This window comes from Bradyrhizobium sp. sBnM-33, assembly GCF_032917945.1.
Classification (GTDB): domain Bacteria; phylum Pseudomonadota; class Alphaproteobacteria; order Rhizobiales; family Xanthobacteraceae; genus Bradyrhizobium.
This window is the reverse complement of the sequence record NZ_CP136624.1, coordinates 135575-147452: the sequence shown is the minus strand read 5'-3', so window position 1 is coordinate 147452 and position 11878 is coordinate 135575. Positions and strand designations below refer to the sequence as shown.

The 11878-nt window shown below is 63.3% G+C and carries 13 protein-coding genes; 4 read left to right on the top strand and 9 right to left on the bottom strand.

Translation table 11 applies throughout. From position 1 onward, the window contains the following. Positions 1-84: 84 nt before the first annotated feature. The gene (locus RX328_RS00685) at positions 85-1062 is read right to left on the bottom strand and encodes a YiiX/YebB-like N1pC/P60 family cysteine hydrolase (RefSeq protein ID WP_213252543.1); all 978 of its coding nucleotides are present in this window, start codon (positions 1060-1062) and stop codon (positions 85-87) included. Positions 1063-1251: 189 nt separating this feature from the next. Between RX328_RS00685 and RX328_RS00680 the strand changes: the two genes are divergently transcribed. Both RX328_RS00680 and RX328_RS00675 read left to right on the top strand, forming a co-directional pair. Next, the gene (locus tag RX328_RS00680; protein WP_213252542.1) at positions 1252-2649 is read left to right on the top strand and encodes a flavin monoamine oxidase family protein; all 1398 of its coding nucleotides are present in this window, start codon (positions 1252-1254) and stop codon (positions 2647-2649) included. Beyond that, the gene (locus RX328_RS00675; RefSeq protein WP_213252541.1) at positions 2649-3317 is read left to right on the top strand and encodes an adenine nucleotide alpha hydrolase; all 669 of its coding nucleotides are present in this window, start codon (positions 2649-2651) and stop codon (positions 3315-3317) included. The genes RX328_RS00680 and RX328_RS00675 overlap by 1 nt, the downstream gene beginning before the upstream one ends. A 107-nt stretch (positions 3318-3424) precedes the next feature. Here the strand turns inward: RX328_RS00675 and RX328_RS00670 are convergent, their stop codons facing one another. From RX328_RS00670 to rpmI, 7 genes are all read right to left on the bottom strand, one after another. After that, on the bottom strand, positions 3425-4195 hold the full coding sequence (locus tag RX328_RS00670; protein ID WP_213252540.1) for a sulfite exporter TauE/SafE family protein: 771 nt from the start codon (positions 4193-4195) through the stop codon (positions 3425-3427). After that, positions 4192-6600, bottom strand: a complete 2409-nt coding sequence (gene pheT, locus RX328_RS00665; RefSeq protein WP_213252539.1) for a phenylalanine--tRNA ligase subunit beta — start codon at positions 6598-6600, stop codon at positions 4192-4194. Before pheT ends, RX328_RS00670 begins: the two co-directional genes overlap by 4 nt. Further along, complete coding sequence (locus RX328_RS00660; RefSeq protein ID WP_213252538.1) at positions 6597-7067, bottom strand: endonuclease domain-containing protein; 471 nt, start codon at positions 7065-7067, stop codon at positions 6597-6599. Before RX328_RS00660 ends, pheT begins: the two co-directional genes overlap by 4 nt. 6 nt (positions 7068-7073) lie before the next feature. Continuing rightward, a complete protein-coding gene (locus RX328_RS00655) occupies positions 7074-7526 on the bottom strand; it encodes an ASCH domain-containing protein (protein WP_409410825.1) in 453 nt (150 codons plus the stop codon). Beyond that, positions 7523-8605 carry a phenylalanine--tRNA ligase subunit alpha gene (gene pheS, locus RX328_RS00650; RefSeq protein WP_213252537.1) on the bottom strand — a complete coding sequence of 361 codons (1083 nt, stop codon included), beginning with the start codon at positions 8603-8605 and terminating at the stop codon, positions 7523-7525. The genes RX328_RS00655 and pheS overlap by 4 nt, the downstream gene beginning before the upstream one ends. A gap of 173 nt (positions 8606-8778) precedes the next feature. After that, positions 8779-9138, bottom strand: a complete 360-nt coding sequence (gene rplT / locus RX328_RS00645; RefSeq protein ID WP_213252536.1) for a 50S ribosomal protein L20 — start codon at positions 9136-9138, stop codon at positions 8779-8781. Between the two features lie 77 nt (positions 9139-9215). After that, positions 9216-9416 (bottom strand): 50S ribosomal protein L35, encoded by a 201-nt coding sequence (rpmI, locus tag RX328_RS00640; RefSeq protein WP_008539890.1) that lies wholly within the window; start codon positions 9414-9416, stop codon positions 9216-9218. 261 nt (positions 9417-9677) lie between these two features. On the opposite strand from rpmI, the gene RX328_RS00635 reads away from it, so the two are divergent. Continuing rightward, entirely contained in the window at positions 9678-10082 is a 405-nt protein-coding gene (locus RX328_RS00635; protein WP_213252535.1) for a hypothetical protein, read from the top strand. A 197-nt stretch (positions 10083-10279) separates the two neighbouring features. Here the strand turns inward: RX328_RS00635 and infC are convergent, their stop codons facing one another. Further along, entirely contained in the window at positions 10280-10819 is a 540-nt protein-coding gene (gene infC / locus RX328_RS00630) for a translation initiation factor IF-3 (protein WP_213252612.1), read from the bottom strand. Between the two features lie 222 nt (positions 10820-11041). On the opposite strand from infC, the gene RX328_RS00625 reads away from it, so the two are divergent. After that, entirely contained in the window at positions 11042-11848 is an 807-nt protein-coding gene (locus RX328_RS00625) for an alpha/beta hydrolase (RefSeq protein WP_213252534.1), read from the top strand. Positions 11849-11878: the final 30 nt, after the last annotated feature.

Sequence of the window (11878 nt, the reverse complement as noted above, 5' to 3'; positions counted from 1 at the left end):
AAGCGTAATCCGGGGCGGCTCGATCCGCTCGGCAACTTGCCCCGGATTACGCTGCGCTACATCCGGGCTACTCGTCTCAGGCGATCATCTCCGGCGCGCGCGTGGCTTCATGCGGCGCTCGGGCGGGCGGACCGGGACATATTCGACGGCGAGATAATGTTCCGACACGGTGACACGTTTGACCATCATCGGAACGACGGTCACTTCTTCAGCCGCAGCCGGAAGCGGCGTCTCTTCGTCAATCTCTTCAGGAACAAGCGGCGGCGACTTGACCTCTGGAAACACACCGAATTGGCCCGCTACCTCCGGGAGCGGCTTCTGCTTGTCGGCCCAGTGCAGGGCGGTGTAGTCGAAGCCGTGCACGATGGTGGGTTTGACGACTTCGAAATAGGGCGAGATGTCGAAATCGCGCGGCATGTACAGCGAGGAATCACGGATATGTAGGATTTCGCGCCGGGCCTTTCGCGAGGCGGCGCGGGTAATCTTCGGCAGGATCGGGTAGCGCACGGCGTCGAATGCCTGCGCGATCAGCGCCGAGCAGATGATCTTGGTGGGATCGCCGGAGCCGAACGCGATCATGCGCCGCCGCCAGCGCTGCGGTATAGGCAAGGGAATCAGATAGCGCATCAAATCGACAATGTTCTTGGTGTCGTAGCCGAAGCCGATCCGGTTGATGGCGTAGCGGCACACCGTGGTCCGGTCCTCGTAGGACAGACCGATCGGCCGACAGATGCGGGTGTGATAGGGAAAATATTTCGACAGCGGCGCCGAGGTGACGCCCTCGCCGATATTGGCCTCGATCAGCACATGCGGCTCGCCGTCGGGCTCGGTGGCGCCGTCAACCGGGCCGACATAGAGCGCGCCATGTGACCAGGTGGACTGCGTGAGGTATTTGATGATGCCGGAGATCCGGTTGTTGCCCTCGACCAGCAGCACATCGCCGGGCTCGATGACGCCGCGCAGATGTTCAGGGTCGCTGGGCGTGAACGGCTCATAGCCCGGGACTTCCTTCTGCAGGTAGCCCGCGATCAACTGGCCAATAGTATCGAGCATTACGCCCATGAAACTCCCCCAGAGCGGCTTTTCTTCCGCTTTTTTTGTTTCCTTATCATGGTCGCAAGCCGTTTCAATTTAGTTCATGCGGGAGGCGGATCAATCATGATTGATTTACCATGAGTGTTGCTGCGTCACGTGAGATGCTGCACAGTTCGCTAGCTGTTCTCGCGTCCTTCAGGTCCCGGAAACCATGACATGACAATGACCCGCCGCACCTTCCTGTCGGCGGCCGCAGGCTTGACGGCGGTTCCCGGTTTGTCTGGTGGGTATGCGAGGGCCGCGCCCTTGCCGCGGGACGCCGACATCGTGGTGATCGGCGCGGGCGCGGCCGGCATTGCTGCGGCGCGGCGGATCATGGCGACGAACCGCAGGGTGATCGTGGTGGAGGCGGCGAACCAGATCGGCGGCCGCTGCCAGACCGACGGCTCGACGTTCGACGTACCTTTCGATCGCGGCGCACGCTGGATGCACAACCCCGAGACCAATCCGATGATCAAGCTGGCGCGCGCCGCCGGCCTCGAGATCACGACCGCGCCATCGGGCCAGAAGATCCGTATCGGCCGCCGCAATGCCCGCGCCGGCGAGACCGAACAGTTTCTGGCAGCGCTGGTGCGCGCCAACCGCGCCATCGACGACGCCGCGCGACGGTTCGATGTTTCCTGCGCTTCCGTGCTGCCGAAGGATCTCGGCGACTGGGCGGGCACGGCGGAATTCGTGCTCGGGGCCAGCTTCTCCGGCAAGGATCTGAAGGACGTTTCGGTCGGCGACAAGTCGCGCGCGCAGGATCGCAACATCGCGATCGGCTGCCGCCAGGGACTGGGCACACTGATCGCAAAACTCGGCGAGCAGGTGCCGGTGGCGCTGTCGACGCCGGCCAACCGGATTTCCTGGAGCAACCGCGACGTCATGGTGGAAACGCCAGCCGGAAAGATCGTCGCCCGCGCTGCCGTCGTCACAGTGTCGAGCAACGTGCTGACGGCCGGCAATATCAAATTCGCGCCCGACATCCCGAAGCGCATGCTGGAGGCGGCTTCGAAACTCAGTCTCGGCAGCTACGACCGGATCGCGCTGCAGATAGCGGGCAATCCGCTCGGCCTCGCCCGTGACGACGTCGTCATCGAGCAGAGCAATTCGACCAAGACGGCGTTGTTGTTCGCCAATGTCGGCGGCTCCTCGCTCTGCACCCTCGATGTCGGCGGCTCCTTCGGCCGCGATCTTTCGGCGCAGGGCGAGAAGGCCATGGTGGCGTTTGCGGTGGAATGGCTGACGAAGCTGTATGGCAGCGAGGCGGCCGCCAAGGTGACGAAGTCGAGCGCGACGCGCTGGAACGCTGCGCCGTTCACGCTCGGCGCGATGTCGGCGGCTGGTCCCGGCGGGCAGTCGTCGCGAAAGGTTCTGACCGAACCGATCGGCTGCATGTATCTCGCCGGCGAAGCCACCCACGAAACGCTGTGGGGAACGATCGACGGCGCCTGGGAGAGTGGCGAGCGCGCGGCAGAGGCGGTATTGCGGCGGATCGGCGCATTGAAGGATCCCGAGCCGGAGGCGCGGCCGACGAAGCAGCGGCGGCGTGCACCGTCTCCGATCAACTGATGGCCCGTCCCAAGGCACTGATCTCCTGGTCGAGCGGCAAGGACTCCGCGTTTGCGCTGCATGAAGTGATGCGCGCGGGCGCATTCGAGGTGATCGGCGCGCTGACCACGGTAACCGAGACGTTCGGCCGCGTCTCGATTCACGGCGTGCGGCAGGAGATATTGCAGGCGCAATGCGAGGCCGCCGGCCTGCCGCAGCGGATCGTGGCAATTCCCTATCCCTGTCCGAACGAGATTTACGAGGCGCGGATGGGCGAAGCAGTCGCGCAAGCGGTTGCCGATGGGGTCACGCATATGATCTTCGGCGATCTGTTCCTGGCCGACATCCGCGCCTATCGCGAACAGAAGCTCGCGGGCACCGGAATTACGCCGGTATTTCCGCTCTGGGAGCGGCCAACGCCGGAACTCGCGCGAGCAATGATCGCAAGCGGGCTCGAAGCCCATATCGCGACAGTCGATCTGAAGAAGCTGCCGGCGGAATTCGCCGGTCGCAAATTCGACGCAACGCTGCTCGCTGATCTGCCCGAGGGTATCGACCCCTGCGGTGAGAACGGCGAGTTTCACACCTGCGTCGTGGCGGGGCCGATGTTTTCAGGGCGACTTGCGGTCATGACCGGCGAGTGCGTCGCGCGCGACGGCTATGCGTATTGCGATCTGGTGATGGGCTAGCGCAGGAATCGTAGGGTGGGCAAAGCGAAGCGTGCCCACCGTCCACGAGCGGTGCATGCTGCGGTGGGCACGGCGCGAAGCGCCTTTGCCCAGCCTACGAACCTACATCACCGCAAAATACCATCCAGAACCGGCAGGCCGAAGATCACCGCCGCTGCGATCAGTGCGTAGCACATCGAGCGGAATACGGTTTCGCTGGCTTTACCGAACAGCGAGGCGCCGAACCAAACGCCAGCGCCATAGAGCGGGCCGACCACCAGCGCAAACTTGATGGCGTCGAATGTAATCAGTCCGGTCGCGGCATAGCTGACGGCCGAGAAGAGATCCGAAGCGCCAAAGAACAGCACGATGTTGGCGCGCGCGATGACGGAAGGGAGCGGGCGGCCAAGCCAGTAGCCGACGATCGGCGGCCCGCCGGTCTGGGCCAGCCCGCTGCAAAAGCCTGATAAGCCGCCGATGCCGATCGAAACTGCCGCGTGATCTTTGCCGCGGTAGCGCCAACCCGAGAGCAGCAGCAACAACAACGCAAAGACGAAAACGGAAATGATCCAGCGCGTCGTCACCGGCTCCAACCGGCTCAAAAAATAAGTGCCGATCGGCACGCCGATCAGCGCGCCGGTTACCATGATCGCGGTCGCCTTGCGGTCGGCTTTCTGCCACGCGTTCGGCAGCAGCGGCGCGGCGGCGACGAAATCGATGATCAGCAGCAGCGCGGCCACCAATCGCGGGTCGGCGATCGAACTGGCCAGCGGCATGAAGATCAGCGCCGAGCCGAACCCGGAAAATCCCCGCGCCGTTCCCGAGACGAAGGCGACTGCGCAAATCGCGAGGGCGGCGTTGAGGCTGACGTCGGAAGGGATGAGACCGAGAGGGCTCATCCCCGCAACGTGCCGCCGGTCTTCTTTATCACCTCGGCCACGATCTTCGCCGCCACCGCGTCGATCTCCTGATCCGTCAGAGTCTTCTCACGCGGCTGGATCGTCACGGCGATCGCGATCGACTTTTTGGCCGGATCGATGCCCTTGCCTTCATAGACGTCGAATACGGTGACGTCCGTGATCAGCTTCTTGTCCGCGCCTTGCGCCGCGCGCACGATGTCGCCGGCCTTGACCGCGCGATCGACGATGAACGCAAAATCGCGCGATACCGGCTGGAACGCGGAGAGTTCGAGCAACGGCTTGGCGCGGGTCGGCTTCTTCTTGGCATCGGGAATGCGGTCAAGGATGACTTCGAACGCGACCATCGGGCCGTCGGCGCCGAGCGCCTCCAGCGTCCGCGGGTGCAGTTCGCCGAAATAACCCAGCACGTTCTGCGGTCCGATCTGGATGGTGCCGGAGCGCCCCGGATGCAGCCAACTTGCACCGCCTGGCACTATCTGCAGCGCCTGCATCAGCGCGCCGGCCGCCGCGAGCACCGCGAACGCATCGGCCTTGGCGTCGAGCGCGTCGGTTTGGGCAGAGCCGGACCAATGCCGCCCCATGCCTTTCGAGGACGCAAAGCCGTGGCGCACACCTGAGGCTGCGACGAACTGGTCCTCCGGCTTGTCGCCCTTGAACACCTGTCCCACCTCGAACAGCGCGACGTCGGAGCAACCGCGATTGGCGTTGGCTTGCGCCGCGGCGACGAGACCCGGCAAAAGGCTCGGTCGCATGTCAGAGAGGTCGGAAGCGATCGGGTTGGCAAGCACGAGCTCGGCCTGGCCGCCGCCGAACATCTCAGCATGCGGCTTCGAGATGAACGACCACGTCACGGCTTCCACCATGCCGCGCGCGGCGAGTGCGCGCTTGGCGCGGCGGGTGCGGAGCTGGATCGTGGTCAGTACCGGCTTGCGCGCGTCTTCGCCGCGCTCGAACGGCGTCATCGGCACCTTGTCGACGCCGACGATGCGAACGATTTCCTCGACGATGTCGGCCTTGCCGTGAACATCCGTGCGCCAGGAGGGAACAGCGACCTTCACCACTGGGCCGCTGCCGGCGACCATGAAGCCGAGATGGCCGAGGATGCGCCGCATCTCGACCAGCGGCACCTCGATTCCCGCCAGACGTTTGACCTCGCTCAGCGGGAAATCAATAATGCGGTCGTCGCCGAAGGCATTGCCGACGACCACGGTCTCCGACGGCGTGCCGCCGCAGAGCTCCATTACCATTTTGGTCGCAAGCTCGAGCCCCGGCACCATGAAGGCCGGATCGACGCCGCGCTCGAAGCGGTAGCGTGCATCCGAATTGATGCCGCACTTGCGCCCGGTTTGCGCGATGTTGATCTCGTTCCACAGCGCCGATTCGATCAGCACGTCAACGGTATTCTCATCGCAGCCGGAAGTCTCGCCGCCCATGATGCCGGCGAGCGATTCGACGCCATGCTCATCCGATATCACGCAGATCGAGGGATCGAGCGTGTAGGTGCGGCCGTCGAGCGCCAGCAGGCTCTCGCCTTCTTTGGCGCGGCGCACAGTAAGATTGCCCGTCACTTTCGTGGCGTCGAACACATGCAGCGGCCGGGCGCGGTCGTAGGTCATGAAGTTGGTGATGTCGACCAGCGCATTGATCGGCCGCAAGCCGATCGAGGTCAGGCGCTTCTGCAGCCATTCCGGCGAAGGACCGTTCTTGACGCCGCGCACCAGCCGCAGCGCAAAGCCAGGACACAGCGTTGCATCTTCCACCGTCACTTTCACCGGGCAAGGGAATTCGCCTTTGACCGGCCTAATTCCGGGATCGATGAACTTGCCCATATCGGCCGCGGAAAGGTCGCGCGCGATGCCATGCACGCCGGTGCAGTCCTGGCGGTTCGGCGTCAAATTGATTTCGAGCACGGGATCGCCAAGCCCGGCCCATTCGGCATAGCCCTTGCCGATCGGCGCATCGGTCGGCAGTTCCATGATGCCGTCATGGTCCTCAGAAAGCTGCAGCTCGGCTGCCGAGCACAGCATGCCGCGGCTCTCGACGCCTCTGATGGTGCCGACGCCAAGGGTGATGTTCTTGCCGGGGATGAACGTGCCGGGCGGCGAGAACACGCTTACGAGTCCGGCGCGCGCATTCGGTGCTCCACAGACCACCTGCACCGGCGCAGCACCACTGCCGGTATCGACCAAGCAGACGCGCAGGCGGTCGGCATTCGGATGCTGCTCGGCCGAGATCACCCGCGCGATGGAGAATGGCGCGAGCGCCTTCGCCTTGTCCTCGATGCTCTCGACCTCGAGCCCGATCATGGTGAGCTTGTCGGCGAGCTTTTCCAGCGGCTCGTCGGTGTCGAGATGTTCCTTCAGCCAGGAGAGCGTGAATTTCATGGCTGTGAGCCTCGAATATTGCTGGTTATTTCAGTGATACTTGCGCCGTCCTCACCGTTCCCTCCCCCCTTGTGGGGGAGGGTCAGGGAGGGGGATGAGCCGCTTGCTCCGACCGATGTCGCCTGGCGAATGATCTCTACGACACCTTCCAGATTCGACATCACCTGCTCATTCGTGAAGCGCAGAACGCGAAAGCCTTCGGCAGCAAGGAATGCGTCACGCCGCTGGTCAGCTTGCTGACGCTCGTCGAAATCGTGCGATTCCCCGTCAAGCTCGATGACGAGCTTCGCCGCGAAGCAGACGAAGTCGACGACGTAATTTCCGATTGGCGTCTGGCGACGAAAGCCGATCCCGTCCATCCGACCGGCCTTGAGGTGGCGCCACAGCAGCGTTTCGGCGCGTGTCATCGTCTGGCGAAGCTGCTTCGCCCGGTTGCGCTGGCGTTCGCTGACGACCGCGTGCGGCATTCGCGGCTACCCCCCTCCCTGACCCTCCCCCACAAGGGGGGAGGGAACGGAGAGAGCCGTCGTGTGATCGCCAAACACCTCAACCAGACGAAAGCGCTCGCACATCAGCATCATGTCTTCACTGAACCGGCCCAGGCGGCCGAAATAAGTGCGGTGGGCCCGTCGCCAATAATCGAGGCTGCGGTCGCCTTCGCCTTCTTCATAGGCAAAGGCGGCGTCCACTTCGGGGAAGCGGCGGTAGGTGACTTCGATGGTCTCAATCACACAACGCGGCTCGCCGCGCCCGTCGAGCACGATCCATTGCTCGCCGGGCGTCGACGTGTTCGGCTCGTCCTCGGTCGAGCAGGTCGCGGTCTTCACGCCCTTGATCACGAGGTCGAGCAATTCGTCGGCAAGCTTCGGCCCGTCGCCGAACGCGAACGAACGCAAACCCTGATATTGCGCAGGAACCGAAATCACGTGCTCAATCCCCCCGCGAGCGTCGGGACGTCGAGCGGCTTGAAGCCGTAATGCGAAAGCCAGCGCACGTCGCTCTCGAACAATTGCCGGAGATCGGACATGCCGTATTTCAGCATCGCGATTCGGTCGATGCCCATGCCCCAGGCAAAGCCCTGGTAGACATCAGGGTCAATGCCGCAGGCGCGCAGCACGTTCGGATGCACCATGCCGCAGCCAAGAATCTCGAGCCAGTCCTCGCCCTCGCCGAAACGGATCTCGCCCTTATCGCGCCGGCACTGGATGTCGACCTCGAGCGATGGTTCGGTGAACGGGAAGAACGACGGGCGGAACCGCATGTTAATATGGTCGACCTCGAAGAACGCCTTGCAGAACTCGTGCAAAATCCATTTGAGGTGGCCGAGATGCGAGCCCTTGTCGATGATGAGGCCTTCGACCTGGTGGAATTGCGGCGTATGGGTCGCATCCGAATCGATACGATAGGTGCGGCCCGGGCAAACCACGCGGATCGGCGGCTTCTGCGACAACATCGTGCGCACCTGCACCGGCGAGGTGTGGGTCCGCAGCAGCATGCGCGAACCGTCTTCCTTCGGATTGAAGAAGAACGTGTCGTGCATCTCCCGTGCCGGATGGCCCTCGGGGAAGTTCAGTTTTGTGAAATTGTAATCGTCGGTCTCGATATCAGGACCTTCGGCGATCGCAAATCCCATGTCGGCGAAGATGGTCGTCAGCTCATCCATCACTTGGCTCAGCGGATGGATGCGGCCCTGTTCGGCCACGGCCTCGCGGAGCGGCAGCGTGACATCGATGGTCTCTGACGCCAAACGGGCATCGAGCGCGGCCGATTTCAGGACGTCGCGGCGCGCTGAAAGCGCCTGTGTAACCTTGTCCTTGGCAAGATTGATCGCAGCGCCCTGCGTCTTGCGCTCGTCCGGCGACATCTTGCCCAGCGTAGCGAGCAGCGCGGAGATCGAGCCTTTCTTGCCGAGCGCCGCGACACGCACGGCTTCGAGCGCGGCCTCGTCGCCGGCGGCAGCGATCTGGCTGAGAATTTGGGATTCGAGTTGAGCGAGATCGGTCATGGCAATCCTTTTGACTAGGATGCTAAAGCCGATGCTCCTAGCCCGTCATGCCCGGGCTTGTCCCGGGCATCCACGTCTTACAGCGTTTGCGAGAAGGAGGCGTGGATGGCCGGAACAAGTCCGGCCATGACGACCTCAAAAACATCGCAGAAGAACCGAGTGGGGGCGACGGCTTACGCCGCCAGCGCGGCCTTGGCCTTCTCGGCGATCGCCTGGAACGCCGCCGGCTCGGCGATGGCGAGATCCGACAGCACCTTGCGGTCCACCGTGATGCCCGACTTCGAAAGGCCGTTGATGAAGACGCTGTAGGTCATGCCGTAGGGACGAACCGCGGCGTTGATGCGCTGGATCCAGAGCGCGCGGAAGGTGCGTTTCTTGCGCTTGCGGTCGCGGAAGGCATATTGCCCGGCCTTTTCGACCGCGGCCTTGGCGGCGCGGATGGTGTTCTTGCGGCGGCCGTAGAAACCCTTGGCGGCCTTGTAGACTTTCTTGTGCTTGGCGTGAGAGGTCACACCGCGTTTGACGCGAGACATGACTGGTATCCTTGATCAGAAATAAGATGACGGGATCGCCGCGCGGGCGCGGCTCGGCTGTGACGGCGTGAACGCGATCAGGCGTTCGGCAAGAAGTACTTCTTGACGTTATCGCCGTCGGTCTTGAACAGCACCCGGGTGCCGCGGAGCTGACGAATCTGCTTCTTCGTCCGCTTGATCATGCCGTGGCGCTTGCCGCGCTGGGCGTGCATCACTTTGCCGGTGGCAGTCACCTTGAAGCGCTTTTTAGCGCCTGACTTGGTCTTCAGCTTGGGCATTTGGCTCTCCTGTGGCCGCAGAAAAACGCGCCCGAGGGACGCTTTTGCGGCTTAAAATGCTCGTTAGAGCGTTGAAAGTGCTCAGGTTTTTCCCAGAAAGCGAGACAACCCGCACGGTCATCGACACGGCAGCCCTTGATCAGCCGGGCGATGAAGGTCGGGCTTATGGCAGAGCACGCGCGAATTGGCAATGATGAACCGCGGCGCCCGACGTCGCTACCTATCGCTGACGTCATTAATATCCCGTCCGGAGCAGGAACAATGACCGATTTTTCTCCCGGCCTTCGCACCGCGCGCTGGCTTCCCGTTTTCGCCGCGCTGGCCGTCATTGCGGCCGCGGTCACCGCCGAAGCCGCGCCGAGGGGAGCCAAGGCAATCCGAGCCTATGACGGGACTTGGAACGTGGTCTTCGCCACCACGCGGGGCAGTTGCAGTTCAGGCTACAGCGTTCCCTTCACCGTTATCGGCGGCCGGGTTTCATCGGCCGGCGGCGGCAGGGTTTCCGGATCAGTCAGTCGCGCGGGTGTTGTTGCAGTCAGGGTTTCGGTCGGCGCATCCCGCGCCAGCGGCGGCGGCCGGCTTGTGGGCAGCTACGGCGCGGGCTCGTGGCGCGGCATTATCACCGGCGACTACTGCAGCGGCACCTGGCAGGCCACGCGGAGCTAGCTCGGTAGTTCGTAGTCCGGATGAAGCGCAGCGCAATCCGGGGGCTCTGCATACGTCGATCGACCTGTCCCGGATTGCGCGGAGCCTGTCATCGGGCGCGCATTCGCGCGACCCGTTGGCTCCATCCGGGCTACAAAAGAACGAAAACGGCCCGCCAGATCATTGACGGGCCGCTTCGCATCTAAACCGAGTTCACATCAGCGCGGCGCCAGCACCATCACGACCTGACGTCCCTCGAACCTGGCGTCCTGCTCGACCTTGGCGAATTCGGCGACGTCCGCCTTCACCTTGTCCAAAAGTTTGGTGCCGATTTCCTGGTGCGCCATTTCGCGGCCACGGTAGCGCAAGGTGATCTTGACCTTGTCGCCTTCCTCGAAGAACCGCTGCATGGCGCGCATCTTCACGTCGTAATCGTGATCGTCGATCATCGGCCGCAGCTTGATCTCCTTGATCTCGACGACCTTCTGCTTCTTGCGCGCCTCGGCGGCTTTCTTCTGCGCCGAATACTTGAACTTCCCGTAGTCCATGATTTTACAAACGGGAGGATTGTTGTTCGGCGAAATCTCGACAAGATCCATGCCCGCCTCGAGGGCCATCTTGATGGCGACCACGGTCTCGACCGTTCCGTGGTTGGTGCCGTTCTGATCGATCAGCTGGATCTGCGCGTTGCGGATATCATCATTGGTGCGCGGCCCGTCTTTGGTTGCAGCGGGCGGGGCTCTGTTGGGACGGCGAATGGGTAACTCTCCAAAGTTGTGAAAGAAGGGCTGTAGTTTGAAGCAATACGCTCAAGACAGCAAGCGAACTCGCGGTCTGCGCCCGAAAACCGTCAAATGCGAGGCATTTCGGTCACGTCCGGCAAATATAGCGCGGCGACCTGATCCGCAAGCGCGGGGCGGTCGCGCTTGACCGATGAAGTGCGCTCGCGGACAAGGCGGCAGGGCGAGAGTGACAGATCCATGACTAATTCAGCGACCAATTCAGCACCAATCGACCAGGAACCGGCCTTTATCGAGGTGGGAGAGGGCGATGGCCGCCGCCGGATCGCCGTGCGCGCCCGCGCCGGCAGCGGACCCGGGCTATTCTGGCTCGGTGGCTTCAATTCCGACATGCGGGGCACCAAGGCGCTCGCGCTGGACGCCTGGGCTGGGGAACACGGCCGCGCCTGTATTAGATTCGATTATTCCGGCCACGGCGAATCGGGCGGCGCTTTCATCGATGGCACCATCGGACGCTGGTTGGAAGAGAGCGTTGCGGTATTCGAGCAATTCTGCCGGGGCCCGCAGGTCGTGATCGGCTCATCGATGGGTGGTTGGCTCGCGCTCTTGCTGGCGCGCGCCATTGCCAACCGTGAGGCAGCGGGTGCGACGCTTGCAGGCCTGGTGCTGATCGCACCGGCGCCTGATTTCACCGAGCAATTGATGTGGAACAGCTTCTCCGACGAGGTCCGCGAGGAGATCAGGACCAAGGGCGTGTGGATGCGGCCGTCGGAATATGGCGACGGCGCACCCTATCCGATCACGCGCGCACTGATCGAGGAGGGCCGCAACCATCTCCTGCTTGGCAGCGCCATCGAGGTCGGATGCCCCGTGCGCATCCTGCAGGGTGCGCAGGATCCCGACGTGCCCTGGCAGCACGCTTTCGCGCTGGCGCACCGGTTGCCGGCTGAGGACGTGGTGCTGACCATGATCCAGGACGGCGACCACCGTCTGTCGCGCCCGCAGGACATCGCGCGGATTCTCGCGGCGGTGGCGGAGATGGGGTGAGTTCTCACCGCAACCACGGTGTCATCGTCC

Coding starts and splice junctions, on each gene's coding strand:
- RX328_RS00685 (WP_213252543.1), bottom strand. CDS start 1,062: ATGGGCGTAATGCTCGATACTATTGGCCAGTTGATCGCGGGCTACCTG.
- RX328_RS00680 (WP_213252542.1), top strand. CDS start 1,252: ATGACAATGACCCGCCGCACCTTCCTGTCGGCGGCCGCAGGCTTGACG.
- RX328_RS00675 (WP_213252541.1), top strand. CDS start 2,649: ATGGCCCGTCCCAAGGCACTGATCTCCTGGTCGAGCGGCAAGGACTCC.
- RX328_RS00670 (WP_213252540.1), bottom strand. CDS start 4,195: ATGAGCCCTCTCGGTCTCATCCCTTCCGACGTCAGCCTCAACGCCGCC.
- pheT (WP_213252539.1), bottom strand. CDS start 6,600: ATGAAATTCACGCTCTCCTGGCTGAAGGAACATCTCGACACCGACGAG.
- RX328_RS00660 (WP_213252538.1), bottom strand. CDS start 7,067: ATGCCGCACGCGGTCGTCAGCGAACGCCAGCGCAACCGGGCGAAGCAG.
- pheS (WP_213252537.1), bottom strand. CDS start 8,605: ATGACCGATCTCGCTCAACTCGAATCCCAAATTCTCAGCCAGATCGCT.
- rplT (WP_213252536.1), bottom strand. CDS start 9,138: ATGTCTCGCGTCAAACGCGGTGTGACCTCTCACGCCAAGCACAAGAAA.
- rpmI (WP_008539890.1), bottom strand. CDS start 9,416: ATGCCCAAGCTGAAGACCAAGTCAGGCGCTAAAAAGCGCTTCAAGGTG.
- RX328_RS00635 (WP_213252535.1), top strand. CDS start 9,678: ATGACCGATTTTTCTCCCGGCCTTCGCACCGCGCGCTGGCTTCCCGTT.
- RX328_RS00625 (WP_213252534.1), top strand. CDS start 11,042: ATGACTAATTCAGCGACCAATTCAGCACCAATCGACCAGGAACCGGCC.